Annotated in this window: 15 protein-coding genes; 12 read left to right on the forward strand and 3 right to left on the reverse strand. The window is 53.5% G+C overall.

Features of this window, described 5'->3' with window-relative positions; genetic code table 11:
* Nucleotides 1–7 precede the first annotated feature (7 nt).
* The 8 genes from WCS52_07840 to WCS52_07875 all read left to right on the forward strand — a co-directional run bounded on the left by WCS52_07840 (nt 8) and on the right by WCS52_07875 (nt 7,889).
* The gene (locus WCS52_07840) at nt 8–2,773 is read left to right on the forward strand and encodes a glycoside hydrolase family 38 C-terminal domain-containing protein (GenBank protein MEI6167091.1); all 2,766 of its coding nucleotides are present in this window, start codon (nt 8–10) and stop codon (nt 2,771–2,773) included.
* Nucleotides 2,770–3,315, forward strand: a complete 546-nt coding sequence (locus WCS52_07845; protein ID MEI6167092.1) for a D-lyxose/D-mannose family sugar isomerase — start codon at nt 2,770–2,772, stop codon at nt 3,313–3,315. Before WCS52_07840 ends, WCS52_07845 begins: the two co-directional genes overlap by 4 nt.
* Before the next feature lie 14 nt (nt 3,316–3,329).
* Entirely contained in the window at nt 3,330–4,361 is a 1,032-nt protein-coding gene (locus tag WCS52_07850; GenBank protein ID MEI6167093.1) for a carbohydrate kinase family protein, read from the forward strand.
* Between the two features lie 9 nt (nt 4,362–4,370).
* Nucleotides 4,371–5,618: a hypothetical protein gene (locus WCS52_07855; GenBank protein ID MEI6167094.1), complete on the forward strand. Its 1,248-nt coding sequence runs from the start codon at nt 4,371–4,373 to the stop codon at nt 5,616–5,618.
* Nucleotides 5,615–6,280, forward strand: coding sequence for a carbohydrate-binding family 9-like protein (locus tag WCS52_07860; GenBank protein ID MEI6167095.1), 666 nt, complete (start codon nt 5,615–5,617; stop codon nt 6,278–6,280). Before WCS52_07855 ends, WCS52_07860 begins: the two co-directional genes overlap by 4 nt.
* Before the next feature lie 26 nt (nt 6,281–6,306).
* Nucleotides 6,307–6,942, forward strand: coding sequence for a cobalamin-dependent protein (locus WCS52_07865; protein MEI6167096.1), 636 nt, complete (start codon nt 6,307–6,309; stop codon nt 6,940–6,942).
* 345 nt (nt 6,943–7,287) lie between these two features.
* Nucleotides 7,288–7,458, forward strand: a complete 171-nt coding sequence (locus tag WCS52_07870; GenBank protein ID MEI6167097.1) for a hypothetical protein — start codon at nt 7,288–7,290, stop codon at nt 7,456–7,458.
* 125 nt (nt 7,459–7,583) lie between these two features.
* Nucleotides 7,584–7,889 carry an HU family DNA-binding protein gene (locus WCS52_07875; protein ID MEI6167098.1) on the forward strand — a complete coding sequence of 102 codons (306 nt, stop codon included), beginning with the start codon at nt 7,584–7,586 and terminating at the stop codon, nt 7,887–7,889.
* Nucleotides 7,890–8,063: 174 nt separating this feature from the next.
* Here the strand turns inward: WCS52_07875 and WCS52_07880 are convergent, their stop codons facing one another.
* Both WCS52_07880 and WCS52_07885 read right to left on the reverse strand, forming a co-directional pair.
* A complete protein-coding gene (locus WCS52_07880; protein MEI6167099.1) occupies nt 8,064–9,038 on the reverse strand; it encodes a caspase family protein in 975 nt (324 codons plus the stop codon).
* A 38-nt stretch (nt 9,039–9,076) separates the two neighbouring features.
* A complete protein-coding gene (locus WCS52_07885) occupies nt 9,077–9,460 on the reverse strand; it encodes a hypothetical protein (protein MEI6167100.1) in 384 nt (127 codons plus the stop codon).
* A gap of 264 nt (nt 9,461–9,724) precedes the next feature.
* Here WCS52_07885 and WCS52_07890 point away from each other — a divergent pair, with 264 nt between their 5' ends.
* The 3 genes from WCS52_07890 (at nt 9,725) to WCS52_07900 (ending at nt 12,597) form a co-directional block, all read left to right on the forward strand.
* On the forward strand, nt 9,725–10,105 hold the full coding sequence (locus WCS52_07890; GenBank protein ID MEI6167101.1) for an excisionase family DNA-binding protein: 381 nt from the start codon (nt 9,725–9,727) through the stop codon (nt 10,103–10,105).
* A gap of 132 nt (nt 10,106–10,237) precedes the next feature.
* Nucleotides 10,238–10,426, forward strand: coding sequence for a hypothetical protein (locus tag WCS52_07895; GenBank protein MEI6167102.1), 189 nt, complete (start codon nt 10,238–10,240; stop codon nt 10,424–10,426).
* 509 nt (nt 10,427–10,935) lie between these two features.
* Nucleotides 10,936–12,597 carry an ImmA/IrrE family metallo-endopeptidase gene (locus tag WCS52_07900; protein ID MEI6167103.1) on the forward strand — a complete coding sequence of 554 codons (1,662 nt, stop codon included), beginning with the start codon at nt 10,936–10,938 and terminating at the stop codon, nt 12,595–12,597.
* A gap of 269 nt (nt 12,598–12,866) precedes the next feature.
* Here the strand turns inward: WCS52_07900 and WCS52_07905 are convergent, their stop codons facing one another.
* A complete protein-coding gene (locus WCS52_07905; GenBank protein MEI6167104.1) occupies nt 12,867–13,202 on the reverse strand; it encodes a hypothetical protein in 336 nt (111 codons plus the stop codon).
* A gap of 124 nt (nt 13,203–13,326) precedes the next feature.
* Between WCS52_07905 and WCS52_07910 the strand changes: the two genes are divergently transcribed.
* Nucleotides 13,327–15,633 (forward strand): hypothetical protein, encoded by a 2,307-nt coding sequence (locus WCS52_07910; protein MEI6167105.1) that lies wholly within the window; start codon nt 13,327–13,329, stop codon nt 15,631–15,633.
* Nucleotides 15,634–15,647: the final 14 nt, after the last annotated feature.

A 15,647-nucleotide genomic window follows, 5' to 3' on the forward strand; every position in this document is an offset into this window, starting at 1 on the left:
TACAAAAATGAAAGTTGATGCTCACTACATTTCCGGAACCCATTGGGATCGCGAGTGGTACCGCCCTTTCCAGGAATACCGGTATCTGCTCGTCACTCTTGTGGATGGACTGCTTGACCTGATGGAGAAGAATTCGGAATTCCGTTACTTTCACCTTGATGGCCAGACATGTGTGTTGGATGACTATCTTGAGATCCGTCCCGAAAACAGGGGGCGGCTCGCGACCCTCATTCGTAAGGGTCGCATCCTCATCGGGCCTTGGTTCACCATGCCGGACCTTTTCTGCACCGGGGATGAGGCCCTCATCCGGAACCTGTTGCTCGGGAGGCGAATCGCCGGGGAGTGGGGCGTGGAGCCTATGCCGGTAGGCTTCGTGTGCGACATGTTTGGTCATCCCTCACAGTTGCCGCAGCTCTTTGCTGGTTTTAATATTCAGGATGTACTTCTCGGACGCGGCACCAACGAAGCCACCACCCCCATGTTCTTCAAGTGGGAGGCGCCGGATGGTTCTCAAAGCTTTGCCTTCAAATTGCAGGATTTGCAAGGGTATGGCGCGTTGGCCGTTCCGCGGACGGTGATGGAGGTGAATACCTTCTTAACTGCCGGAATGAAGGAGTTTACCGCAGATCTGATGGCGGCGGGGGATGATGCTGATGCTGTTGCCGCCGTGCGGGAAAAACATTGCCGCAAGGAGCTGTCCAACTATGTGAACCACGAGATGGGTCGTGCCAATGGCCGTACGCTCTGTCTGATGGATGCCATGGATCATATTGCTCCCGCTTCAGAGGTCAACCGTTACCTTAAGTTGATACGCGAGGCCTGTCCCGTGGTCTCTCCGCATCATTCAACCTTGCCGAAATTCTTCGCTGAAGCACGAAGGACGGCTCGCTCGGTCCCCGTTCGTCAGGGGGAATTGCGCGAACCGAGTCAGAAGAAGGCTCCTTACCTGTGGCTGATTCCAAACTGCGTCTCGGCGCGGGTGCGGATGAAACAGGCCAACGATGTCTGCCAGAACCTGCTTGAGAAATGGGTGGAACCGCTCGTTGCGGTGGCCAATCTAAACGGTGCGGATATTCCCGAAAAGCACCTCCAGGTGGCTTGGCGCAATGTATTGATGAATCATGCGCATGACTCGATCTGTGGATGTTCAATCGATCAGGTGCATCGTGACATGATGTACCGCTACGACCAGGCTCGCATTCTGGGTGAGCAACTGCGTGCGCAAGCCGTTGGCGCGCTGACCGCGCGATGCCGGGATCTGGCCCGGAGTAAAGATGAATTCACGCTCACCCTTGTCAATGCCTTGCCCTATGTCAGGGATGAAGTCGTGACGGTGGATGTTGATCTGCCGTTGGATTGGCCGACTGACTATGCCGATGGCTTCAACACCCAGCGGCTTAAGACGTTCATTCTGGAGGATGCCGCAGGCAAGCCCGTTGCTTACCAGCGGCTGGCCTTTGACCCCAAAGCCAGTGAGCGCTCACGGTTTGCTAAATTCTGTTTTGTCAGCGACGGCGATTTCACGCGCTACACGCTTGCGGTGCGAGTAAAGCTGCCGGCCTGTGGCTTTGTTTCACTCCGTGTCAGGCCATCCCTAATGCCGGTACGGAGTGTGGGGACTTTGCGAACGGGGCCAGCTTCCGCTGAAAACGAGAATCTAGCCATAGCGATCGCGTCTAACGGGACCCTGTCGCTTACCGACAAGGGAACGGGGCAGAGTTTTACGGATCTTCTGACGTTCGAGGATCGAAGTGAGGTGGGGGATGGCTGGTTTCATGGGCACTCCCTTAATGACGACCAGCGACTCTCAATCGCGAGCGCGGCGCAGGTTGCAGTGGTCCATGATGGCCCCGAAATGGTTTCGTTTCGAGTGACCGTGTCCCTGAAAGTTCCGGCCCGTTATGATCACGCCGGTGAGCGGTCGGTGAATGAAGAGGTCTCGTTGAAGGTTTCCAGTTTGATTTCCTTGCGGCGTGGCGCTCGCGTGGTGGATGTGGAGACCCGTATCGAGAATACGGCAGAGGATCACAGACTGAGGGTGCTATTGCCTTCGGATTGCACGAGGGCAAAGACCTACTTGGCTCACCATCCGTTCGATTTCGTTGAGCGGGCAATACGCATTGATGCGAAGACGTCGACTTGGCAGGAGATGGAGCAGGCCGAGAAGCCGTTTCTGGGCATGCAGTCGGTGGCCGCCGGACGGCGCGGCTTGGCCTTTCTCTCGGCAGGCGGCTTGCATGAGGGCGGTGTGATGGATGACCGGCGGCGGACCATGCACATCACATTACTTCGTTCCTTCCGCAAGACCGTTGGCACGGGAGGGGAGGTGGACGGGTTGGAACGTGGGACGATAGTCCATCGCTACGCTCTCATGCCATTCGCGGGTGTTTTGCCAAGAGGTGAGGCCCTGCGGGAATTGGCTAATCTTCAGGCGGGCATCATGAGTCGCCAGACAGGTGTCCGGCCGTCCGGGTATCCCCCCATGGCGGGAACGGAAGCGGCCACACGTGGTTTTGTGGAGGTTCTGTCTGGTCGGTTGATAGTGTCCGCCATGAAACCCGAAGAGCGTGGGGGTGGACTCGTCATCCGACTCTGGAACCCAACAGGGAAAATACAGGTAGACTCGATCCGACTCTGGCGGAAAGTGAAGAGTGCCGAGTACATTGACCTGAGCGAGACACCAGTTAAGGGTAAGGGAGCGCCCCGCCTGGTGGGAAAAGAGATTACAGTCAGTGCGAATTCGTATCAAATAGTAACGGTGAGGATCAGATGAAACGATCAGAAATCAATGCGGTAGTGAATGAGGCTGGTATGGCCTTTGATCGGCATGGGTGGACGTTGCCGCCCAATCCCCGGTGGGATGTCACCGACTTCGGGCTAGGCGATTTTAATAAGATTGGCTTAACCCTCGTAAACCTTGCCGAGCAGCCGGAGTATTGCGAGAAACTGATGTATGTGCGGCACATGCAGGTTACGCCGCGCCACTACCATGCAGCCAAGAAAGAGGACATCATCTGCAGGTGGGGGAGGCTGGCGATCGAGCTGCCTTCATCGAGCCTGGTTCGATTGCAAGTGAATGGGGAATGGCGTGATATTCCGCCGTGTACCCCTTTGATGCTTTCATCCGGTGAGCGCGTTACCCTGACCAGGGGAGTTCTGCATGCCTTCTGGTCGGATTCCGAGTATGCCATCGTGGGGGAAGTGTCCACCGCGAACGATGACGCCCATGACAACTATTTCGAGGACAAACTGGTGGGGCGTTTCAGTAAAATTGATGAGGATGTGCCCGCCATTGTGAAACTGGTGAGTGACTGAAGGAGCAATCCATAATGAAACCAAGGAAAGGGATTACAGCGGCAGGAAACTGGATTGTTGACCGCGTGAAGCGGGTGGATTGCCTGCCTGGGCGCGGTATGCTGGCCAATATCAAAGATCAGACTTTTAGTCCCGGTGGGGCGCCTGCTAATGTCCTGAACGATTTGGCACGCATGGGGGCGCTGTTTCCGCTGGCGGGACTGGGGGTAGTTGGCGATGACGCTGACGGCCGCTACCTTAGGGATGTCTTTTCGGGATTGGGTGTGGATATCCAGGGGCTTCAAACATCGAATTTGGCTCCGACATCTTTCACGGATGTGATGAATGATGAAACCACGGGGGATCGTGTGTTTTTCCATCATCGCGGGGCGAACGCCCTGTTCAGCCCCCGGCATGTGGATGTCACCCGCTTGAATTGCCAGATCTTTCACTTAGGGTATCTCTTGCTTCTGGATGAAATGGACAAGCCCGATCGTGAATACGGCACAGTGGCCGCAGGGCTACTCGCACAGGTTCAAGCGGCCGGGATTCTGACCAGTCTGGATGTTGTGAGTGAAGAAAGCGACCGGTTTGCGCGGCTGGTTCCCCCGTCCCTGAAGTATGTGGATTACCTGATCCTGAACGAGATCGAGACAGCCCGGGCGGTGGGGCTCAAGGTGAGGGATGAGCATAGGAATCTTGATGGGGCCGCGTTGATGGAAGCGGTGGAGAAGTTATATCAATTCGGAAACATGCGGCTGGTGGCAGTTCACATGCCCGAAGGGGTCTACATGCGCGACCGGGAAGGTCGGCGCTATTCGCGGGGATCCTTGGTGTTACCCGAAGGGTATATCGCCGGTGCGGTCGGGGCGGGGGATGCATTCTGCGCAGGGATGCTCTATGGGCTCCATGAGGGGTGGGATGCGTTGGAAGCTGCCGAATTAGGGAGTTGCTGTGCTGCGGCCAGTTTATCGAGCCCGGGGGCCTCTGAAGGGGTTTTGCCCCTGGAAGAGACGCTTGGCCTGGTGAAACGGTTTGGCGAGAGAAAGACCCCAGTGTCAGTGTAAGGAAATCGGATGAAGCGTACGCATACTTTTGTGGGGTTCGGGTTCGGCGCAATTCAGGCGGGACTATTTGTCTATGAGGCTTGGCGATCCGGGAACTTTGACAGGCTGGTTGTGGCGGAAGTGGTTCCGTCCATGGTAGATGCCGTGCGCCGGAATAATGGCTACTATGCGCTCAATGTGGCGACCCCGTCGGGGATCGAAGTGCATGAGATCGGACCCGTTGAAATTCTCAATCCCCATGATGAACAGGATCGGCTGGTTTTGATCGAAGCCGTTGCAGATGCCGATGAAATTGCTACCGCTTTGCCAAGCGTGGAGTTTTATGGGACAGGCAAGCCCGGCGATGTGCTGGATATCCTGTCTGCCGGGTTGTGCGCAAAGGCCTCTGATGAGCACTTGCCTGCGTCGGTGGTGTACACGGCGGAGAACCATAATCATGCCGCCGAAATCCTGGCTGAGGCCTTGGCCTCTCGTTTGGACGGTGGATTTGCCTCAGCCCGGACCCAGGTGCTCAACACGGTGATCGGAAAGATGAGCGGAGTGGTGAACGATTCAGGTCAGATCGCCGAACAGGGCCTGAGGCCGGTTGTTCCTGGCATGGCCCGAGCCTTCCTGGTTGAGGAGTTCAACCGGATCCTGATCACCCGGATCGAATTGTCCGGTTTCCGGCGTGGCATTGAAGTGTTCGAGGAAAAGGCCGATTTACTGCCATTCGAGGAAGCCAAGTTGTACGGGCACAACGCCACTCATGCTCTGATTGGATACCTGCTGCGTGAGAGCGGAGGGGTGTTCATGTCGGAAGCCGCCCGGCATCCAGCGTTGATACAATTGGCGCGAGAGGCCTTTCTGTTGGAATCCGGAAAAGCTCTATGCCGCAAGTATCACGGGTTGGACCCCCTGTTTACGCCGGATGGGTTCAAGGCCTATGTGAATGATTTACTGGTCAGGATGACGAATCCGTTCCTGAAAGATGCCGTGGAGCGGGTCACCCGGGACACCCGCCGAAAACTGGGGTGGGATGACCGACTCATCGGGACCATGCGGTTGGCGCTCGGGCAAGGGATACAGCCGGAGCGGTATGTGCGTGGCGCTGCAGCGGCAGTCCGGCTGCTTGCCGTGGAGGAAAATTCGACTCCGGCAGAACTGTTGGACGCTTTATGGAAAGACCGTGATGTCATTCAAGCGGCCCAAATACGACAGTTGATCAGTTCGGATTTGGTGGGGGATCGCCATTGTTTGGAGGAAAAAGCATTGTGAGTACACCTCCTCGTCTGTCTGTGAAACCGCTGGACGCGGTGGCCTTCGACTCATGGCATTGGATCGATGCCGTCTTTGCCAACGCACCGGCGGTTGAGTCGCAACAAGCGTGGCTGGTTGAACCAGAACCCGGTTTTCGCCCGTTGCGCGTGAAAACAGGGTGGACCCGCGAGGCACTGTATGTTTATGCCGAACTTGAGGATGCTGACATCTTCAATCCCGAGAAGCGGTTCAATGAGCCATCATTCATGTCAGGCGACGTTTTCGAGATATTCCTGCGTCCCTGTAGTCAGGAGTCATACGTCGAGATCCATGTGACGCCCGAGAACCAGAAGTTTCAGTTACGCATTCCCTCTGCCCGCGAGTTTGCCGAACCCCGTGCCAAGCCCGGCATTCCTCAGGAGTGGTTTATCGACCGAGTCATTGAAAGCCGCGTCCGGGTGAATCCCGCCGCCCAGCGGTGGGAAGTGGCCGTCGAGATCCCATTCGCCATGGTCTGCGAGGTCTTCCTTCCGCGAACCGGTGACCGGTGGCTGTTCTCATTCAGCCGCTACGACTACACGCGCGGGCGGGAAAAGCCGGTATTGTCCTCCACTTCGCCGCATCAAGTGCTGAACTTTCACCGGCAAGAAGAGTGGGGCGAGTTGAGGTTTACAGGCTAAACTGTAAAAAACAGAAGGAGAACCAGATGAGTGAAGTATTGGTACAGATTAAAGAGCAGTTGATGAAAGGCAAAGCCAATGACGTGAAGGTATTGGTCCAGCAGGCGTTGAATGAAAACATCGGAGCGGCGGAAATCCTAAACAAGGGGTTGTTGGGCGGCATGGGCGTCATCGGTGAAAAGTTCAAGAAGAATGAGGTCTATGTCCCGGAAGTGTTGATTGCGGCCCGGGCCATGAAGTGTGGCATGGAAATCCTTAAGCCTGCGCTTGCGGCCGCGAAAGTCGAGCCCCGTGGGGTGGTGGTGATCGGGACGGTCCAGGGCGACCTGCATGACATCGGTAAAAATCTGGTCGGCATGATGCTCGAGGGCGCCGGGTTTAAGGTTGTTGACGCCGGGATCAACGTGGAGGCGGAAAAGTTTATTTCGGTGGCACGCGCTAACAACGCATCACTAATCGGAGCCTCCGCCCTGTTGACCACTACGATGACGAACATGAAGGAAGTGGTGGATGCGTTGAAGGCCTCCGACCTTGCTGGGAGGGTGAAGATTATGATTGGGGGAGCCCCCGTGACAAAGGCATTCGCAAATGAAATCCGAGCCGACGGCTATGCCGCAGACGCTGCTTCCGCAGCTGATCTGGCCTGTGAGCTGGCGACTTAAGCATTTGCGTGAAACGACGCATGAGATAAAAGTGGGCGCCACACTACTGTCTTTTCTGTTTCGGCTTACTTGTTAACAGGAATGGTATGGAAGAAAACGGTCAGGCTGCCAGCCAAGATTCCTCCGCCCCGATGACTGCGGATGTGCAGGAGTGTTCTGTCTGCGGGAGACCTATTGGCTCCGGTGAGGGCCGGTACAATCTCCCTGATTGTATCTGCTGCGTGGCCTGCTTTCACAGATCCACTTCCCTCCTGACGTAGTGGGTGGTCGGCGGGACATCGTTTGATTTTTGCCAAAATGATGGTGCTGAGTGCAATGACGTGTTGCAGTTTGCAAAAGCAAATTATGAACAAGGATAATGTTGTAAGGGCGGCATGGCTGACTGAAGCCATCTCTGGGTTGGAACAGGTTATTCGTTCCGGGGAATTGGCAGGCAATGATGACACCTTCAAGCGAATGCTCCGTTATCAGGAAGAACTGGAGGCGTTGAAGGAAAGGACGAACAACGCTCATTGAATCGCCTGTCGTCAGCTTGTCGTGACATCCATGATTGCCGGGTGTGGGGGCATGTACTATCGTGCCCGAGTCGACAGGGAACGGCGGGACCATCACTGAGTATCTGATTGTCACCGTCGACATGTGTGGATGCAATTTTCAGGAGACTTATGACAAAGCGTGAACTGGTCGTTCGTATTGCCACGGAAACCGGATTGTCCCAACAGCAAGTCATGGCGGTTGTCCAGAAGACGCTCGACTATATTGCCGAGAGTCTCGTCGACGGGGAAGACATCGAATTTCGCGATTTCGGCGTATTCGAGGTCATCACCCGGAAGTCCCGCATCGGACGCAATCCCAAGAAGCCAGGGGACAGCGTTGTCATTCCCGCGCGTCGGGTTGTAAAATTCAAGCCCGGCAAGGAAATGAAGGCGCGCGTTCTGAAGGGGTAGTTGGCATCACAGCCAGCATCGTCTCGACGCAAACATGGATTTCGGGATACACCACAGAACATGAAATTGGCACGAGGCTTTCAGTGGCCGACTGGGATCCCGTGATGAGCTTTCCTTAACTTGCCAACAAAGCTAAATAATAGTGTTTGCGTCGGATTGTTCTCGTAATGAGGTCTATATTCGGCCCCGCTCAACAAGTCGCCGGTAATGCTCACCAAGAACCGTTAACTTGCATGATTTGCTCTCCATCGCAGCATGCCACATATGCGATGCATCTACCGGAACAACGAGGTTAACGCGATTATATTTCTGAAGAATCGCAAATTTTCGTGTGTTCTCGGGGTTTGGCGCTGGCATTCCATTGCTTCGACCTTTTAACTCAGACTCAAATGAAGGATCGAGGGAAAACTGAGAACCAGGACTCGGAAAAAATTCGACAATACGTTGAAGGTCAGATAACTGGATGGTCGGTTGAACCTTTCGCAATGACACAAAACTTTTCACGTTTGTTTTAAACACCGGACGCTGTTCCCATGCACCAAGAGATTGGTCTATGTAGGCATACACGCCGCCTGGGCTGACATCACCTACAAGATTTGCCGCAACGCCGCTCAAGGCATCTACTAAGAGAGTCGTGAAGACTCCTCGTCCGTTCTTTTCTGTTGCATACTGATCCTGAGTGGAAGCGGTGAGAATAGTGAGCCCCTCAGAGAGCACAGCGGTTTGAGCAGCGGAAGGTGGTGTTCCCGCGATTCCAGAGTGGCAGCTATCGAGCACTATGATCTTACTTTTAGCCTTTGAATTATTGGCGAGAATAAGAATATCTGAGAGTGACAGCCCTTCATCGCCTCTACGGGAATCGCTGGTAAGAAGGTATCCCCCTGTAGCCTCAATGTGCCCATGTCCGGCAAAATAGAACATTGCAATATCACTGTCGTCTTTGAATAATTCTTCAATATGGTCTTTCAAGTCAGACCGCAGAACCATATCAGTCGGTCCCGTGCCGGTAAACAGTCGAACATCAAAATTGACGGAGCCGTCACCATGCCTTTCTATAATGGCCTTCACTGAGTGCGCGTCGTCAACACACCCGAAGAGGGGTGTGCTGTATTTGTAGTAGTTGATTCCGACAACAAGAGCTTTTCGCATTTCAATACCCCACCTTAATATTCGCGGGACGATTTCTGCTAAAGGTTATCGAGAAACGATGCAATGTTTGCCCAAGACCAAGTCAAAATACGGCGGCCTTTCACGGGTTCTGGAAGGGTTGCGGGGCGGTCTTCGGTGCCGTACATCAAAAAAACAGGCACGCCTTCCTGGTAAGCGCAATTGAGCTCCCATAGTTGACCGGTAGCTTTAGGCGTATTTTTCGTGATAATGCCGATGACACCGTCGCACCCCTTTATCTTTGTTCGGCACCGTGTCTTCCATGAATCATCCCACGGATCCTTCACGGACATATCAACAAATGAGAATGGCGTGTCCTCGTGTTTGCCTTGGCCGACGAGAAGGGTGCGCAGATTGGCATCTTCAATCGCGAAACTTATGAAAACTCTGTTGTTCTTGGACATACGACTTCTCCTTCGGATTTGTGTATTTTCGCTACTGAATGTATGATGGAGAAAATAATAGCGTAGCAGGAAGAAGTGTAAACAACATTCGTTCCCGTTCCCGCCCTGTACAGCCCACGCTGTTCCCTGTTCGATGGTGCTCCCGGTAGCTACACTATCTTTAACGATTGAGCCCTTTCTGCCGGAATGGATTGAAGACCAACAATAAGGAAGCACGCAGCATTCGGCGGAGGGCTCTCGGGAAAAGAACGAGGCTCGAAGTTCATGAATGCCATGACAGAAAAGGTCATCGAAACGGTCCTGGGTGCTGACGTGAGTGTCACTTCAGATCAGTGCGATGCAGTCATGGCGATTCTTAATGGGCGCATTCCCAAACAGTGGCCACCGCTGCGCGACCTCCTTGAGAGAAATCAGGTTTCTTTGAGTTCCTCAGGGCAGAATCCATCATCCCAAAAAACATATCTCAGACGGCATGAAGCTGCGAAATATCTCGGGTGTAGCCTCCGTCAGATTGACTCACTGAAACATGATGGCGACTTGCCCTTCCATCGGCTTGGACGACGGCTGATTGTATTCAAAGCGCAGGATCTTGATGTCTTGATGAAGAAGCACAGGATCGATGTTACTGAGATGCCGGATCCGTGATTAAGCAATGTTGAGATCTACCGGGGTCACGGGCTGTGTCAGAATGGGCGGCAATTGAATTCAAGGACGACCGGGATGCCTGCACCTTTACAGCAACGGCATCTCTGACAAAGGTGCATCAAGAAACGACAAATGCACCTAAAAAAAGGCCTTATTGGCGTGGAAAAATCATGGAATGCACCTGAAAATGCACCTAAAAATCAGCTTCAGGTGCATTTGATGCACCTAATATCCATGGATCCAGCCATTTCATACGATGACATGGCTGAAAAGATGGGCAAGGACCGTACAACAATAATGCGGAATGTTCAGAAGTTGTGAAGAAGTTGAAGCGACTAGGCTATTTGAGGCGGTTTGGCTCTAAGAAAGTTGGGCCTTGAGAGGTGTCGTAAGAGTATACCGAAAGGGGGGGGCTTCCAGCAGTCAGGCCAACTCGAAAAAAATGATAGCCGTATCAGGGTTGGTCGTGGCATATTTATATGAGAAAACCTATTGGGTATGACAACAACGACTAACAATGAGGGACTGCGGTACGAGTCAAGCCGGAAGCACAAGGAACCTTGGCAATCCGGGCGGAGGGGTTCTTTGTGTCCTAATGACATTGGCTTGGACCGGGCGAAGCAGATGCTTAAAGACAGTATAGCGCATGGCCGACAGCGTTATGCCGTGGACAGTGGACGCCCGTTTGCTGGGCAAGACAACGGTTCAGGGGTTTGGCATGGATACCCGGTGGGTTGGAGTGAGGTTCCTGAGACTGTTCGTAACGATTTTCAAAAGACGGGGCTTGTCAAGCGGCACGATATCAATAGAAATTGGAAGCGGGCATAGTCATGAGCGGCGATTCTACCAATCTTTTCGGGCAATTCGGCCGTGGTGACCGGTCTAAGTTCTTCTTCCATCTTGAGTTTGTTCCAGATCCAGAAGTTGGATGCGTTTCGGATGAGGAACAAGCGACTTGGGGGCGGTTCCAGATTTGGGCTGACGGACGGAATCTGTGTGCTCATTATGTGGACGGCGTTCTACAGGAATATGTAACTTGGTATTTGCTGCCGGTGCTGGAATGGGTAGCTACGGAATGGGACTACTTATTTCATGAACAGCGATTTCCTTACAGAAACGTGTCTGGTTCCGGCGGGGATGCGCTTCGTAAACTGAATTCACCGGAAACATTTGATCAACCTGGCGGCTGGGATTCTGAGGCCGCATCATGTGTAGATAACTGGGCGAGGCGACACAGTATTCTGATGCATCGCGAGGGTGGTCTCTTCCCTGATATATGGCTTCGTCGGCTTGGGGAGTGTATTGAGGTTTCTTGGACCGCAGATGCACCTGCTGGGGCACCAGAAGGGTTTCAGTTCTGTAACGGTGACGGGGCTGTTGGCTTATCCCCTTATGATGTGGCAATCCCCCTTTTCTCGGTTTTGAGTGATGCTGTTTCGGCTTTGCGCTTGGCGCTGCCTAAATCCCATAGGGTGAGAGATCTTAATAATCTCATTCATCGCCTAACGAAGAAAGAACGGCGATTGTCCCGTTTAGGGATTCTTGCCGGTCTGGGGCGTGATCCGTCTGTATGGCGGACCCAGTGGGAACAGTTGGTTTGCGACCTTCGGTCAAAGTATCGACACAAAACCAATTTGATTAAGGAACTCTTTGCACCTGCTGGCGCGGAGACTTTATTCGTAGGTGGTGAATGTGCCGGGGCATTGATGTTCGCTTCCGTACGTCCGACGATTGATGCGAAGGATGCGCTCACGTTAGCGGAACTTTTGCTGAACCAAACCAATGTAAAGAGTACGCATGACAAACTGAAGGAGTATGTGCGAAGCGAGCCGGTCAAACCGACTACGGAACCTTGGGTGCAGGGTTATGCATTGGCGCAGGAATGGGCCGAGACTTCGAGGGTGGGTGTTGACGGTGACCCCGTTGATATTGAGAAACATCTTCGGGATAATGGTGTTCAAATCACCGACATTGAACTAGCTGACACTTCGATAGGGGCTGTGGCCATTGCGCATGCGTCCAAGAGGCCTGTTGTGGCTGTTAACGTCGCCAATGTTCGCAATAAGTACCCGACGGGGAGGAAGTTTACTTTGGCCCATGAATTGTGCCATCTTTTGTATGATCGGCATCACGGGGTGGAACTACAGATTGTCTCAGGAGAATGGGCTCCAGTTGAGATTGAGAAGCGCGCCAACGCATTTGCTGCTGCGCTGCTGATGCCCGATGCGCTGATTATCCGGGCCGCACGCGAAGAGAATGTGGATCTGACTCATTTGGATTATTCGGGCCTTATCGCTTTGGCTAAGAAAACGGATGTAAGTTTAGATGCTTTGGGCCATCACCTTGTTAATCGCAGATGGATAGACGAAGCCCAGCGCGCCGAGTTGATGGCCGATCCTGTAGATTTGGGTGGGGCCAAGGAGCGAAAGGTTTCTGCTCGAAAGGTGCGTCGTGAGACGGTGCCGACACAGCTTGTTCGTGAGAAAGTTTGAGCTGACTAATACACGGGCCTGTCTATGCGGCTTCTAGGTGCTTTAAAGCCAATCTCCATCTGTATTTCATCACGAAAAGTTTGCGCCAGTTTGCGCCACATTTTTTGAGCGATAGCCCGCATTATTTTGCATTTACGCGCAGTGGTGTGATTTTATAACCAGTTAAATTACGGATGGTTGCGCTTTCGTGCAGGTCGCGGCAAAACACTTCTTATCATCCTAAGTCTTGCGTGTCTGCCAATTTCACCACTCGCCCAACGTGTTTTAAATCAACTTCTTGCAGAATATCTCAAGAGATTGAAGGGATAAAGATACACGAGCGAAACGGCATGGTCAAGGGGCGCAAATACAATGGTGTAATCCACGGAGCCCTCCTTCCCCATGCCGATTTTGGAGGCCCCGTTCAGGGTGGCGGTGCGCTCGTTCTCCTGGATCTTCCCGTCGGCCCAGGCCGTCTCCACAAGGGGCACCATGGCCAGGGTGGCCAGAAGATCAGGATGAATATTCAATTCCAGCAGTTTCTTTAAAATGGTTTCATTCCGTAGGGTTGATGCTGACGTTACCTCAAATGCAAGTCGCTGGGAATCCTGTGAGTTACTTATCATTTTCTCAAAAGACTTTAATTTTAATCTAGCGAGAAAGTTTGACAAGTTTCATGCATTAATGAAATATTTCCCTTACGTCGTTATCATATTATGTGAAGATGGGCCAAACCATTCGGGAGGTGTTATGATCGGGCTTCAACCATTCCGCAGTTTGCGAGCTTTTCGTTTGAACCGCAGTCATTGTCCCGCTCACTTTTGGGGTGTGATTTTGCTCGCAGGCCTCGCGTTGGGGCAGGAACCGCAGGGGTTTGATTATTCGAAACTCAAGCTGGTGGATGAAATCAATTGTGCGACGGATCAGGGGCGACACCAGGTCCGTTACTATCCGGATGAGAAGGCGTGTGAGGCGAAGGAAATCCTGGGGCGGTCATGCCTGGTACTCAAGATGGGTGACTCGGCCCGGTTCATGGCCTTTAATATCGGAGCCGCGAAAGGGCTCAAGGCCGGTGGAGCGTATGTGCTGACTGTGGACTTTCCTGAAGACCAGCCCCGCCTGATGTTTATCCAGAACTGGGGCTGTGAAACAGGGAGGGGGGTTGCCACCGGTAAGGTGGCGTCGGATACCGTTATCGGCAAGTATGTGAACAACAATCCGGAGTCGTTAAGCTATCCCCTGTCCAGCACCATCAGACGCTGGAATCAATTATTCTATCTTCATCAGAGGACGCCAGAATTCGGGGTATTGCGCCATGGTGACACGCTGCGCGCCCAGACCCCTGATAAGGGCTTTTGGGTCTACATCGCTCAGCCTGATGCTGATAATGCCCCATTGTCCACAGGTGCCGCTGTGGCCACCATAAGTTTGTACGAAGTGGAGCACCCCGAAACCTATGATGTGGCCATCAGGTACCCGCCCGCACCCCTGCCACGTCGTTTTATCTTCTGCCGCGAAGAAATGGCGGATGGCGTGGTGACGGTTCCTCATGGCCAGGATAAACCGCTCTCCCGTGGCATGGATGATCCCAATGACTGGTTCGAGATGAAGATGAAGAACATGAAGTTCCTCGGGATGAATACGTTTTCAAAGGATCTACTCGAGTTCGGTCATAATCAAGGATGGAACGCCCATGATGATCAGTGGTTTGTGCCGGCTTCCACTTCTGACCGCTGGAGCCGGATGTTGGAAACTGTGGCACGGGACTATAAGGATCTCTATGTACTTCCCTACTTCGAATATGGCGGAAGCACAGGCCCCGGTGGGCTCAGGGGGAATCAAAGCGTCAGGACCTTGAAGGGTGAAAAGGCGTATACGCAGATCGGCTGGCTGGAGAACAATGCCCACATCAATATTCTGGATCCGGAAGCCCTGGTCGACGCCAAACGGCTGCTGGATTGCACCATTATCCCGTACACGAACAAGGTGAATTTTGTCGGCGCCTGGTTCAGGACCCGGCCCTCCCAGATGCCCATGAGTTTCGGGGACCGGGATCTGGCGCGCTATGCCTCGGAATCCGGGGTGACGGTGACCCGGGCCGCACTCTCGGCCGACGCCGCTGCCCTCAATGCCTATTACAAATGGTGGTTTGCGAAGCGTCATGCGTTTCTCGCAGCCCTTGCGAAGCATCTGCGTGACCACGGTGTTGGGGAGGAAGCCATTGTGATGTTGACCACCGATGCAAGTGAGCCGGGAGACAGTCTTTCCGGAAATGTGATGGTCACGGATGATGTTCCGCTTTGGAATCAGGTCATGGCGGGGAAGCTGCAGAAGCGGAATCCGCTGTCCTTTGACCAGGCCGTGAAAGATGATTTGTATGGCAAGGTGCTTCTCAATTCCCTTCGTCCCACCTGGGGGAAATGGGAATGGCAGCACTCGGTACCGGGGTCTGATCCCGCTAACTTTAAGGCGAAGGATGGGACCGTCATCACTTATACATTCAACCGGTTGTATACTGTGGCGAATCCTGCGACGCTTGAGGCCTTCCGAAGCGGGGAGGGGTTGGCCATGGTTCGCCACCATACGCTTAACGAGAATATGATGTCCGGAAAAGACGGCAAAGACATCATGGGCTATTTCGCATCAGATATGGAGCGTGCCGGCCCCTATTGTATGATGGAAGAGGCGCGGGCAATGGCGAATGGGGATCCCCGGTATCTGGGTTATTTGATTGGGAATTCGCTGGCACGCGGGTTCCCTGAGTATGTACGGGCCTTCAATGCCGCTTTTCTGGCGTTGCCAGCCCTGCCAAGCCACATTCTCAAAACGGCCTCAGCTGACCCTGAGGTTGTGGTCAGGGCGATTCCTGCCGGAGCCCAGGGCACGTATTTTGCAGTGGTAAACACCGGATTCGGGGCCAAGACCAATCTCGCCCTGGCCTTTCCGGATGGGGCCGTGCTGGTGGATGCCGTGACGGGGGAATCTGTCAAACGGGAGGATGAACGGGTAGTTCTCTCTCTTTATCCCGGACAATTAAAATCATTTTGTTTGAAATAACCCTAAAGGAAAAA

It is taken from the genome of bacterium (assembly GCA_037128595.1).
Lineage (GTDB): Bacteria > Verrucomicrobiota > Kiritimatiellia > CAIKKV01 > CAITUY01 > JAABPW01.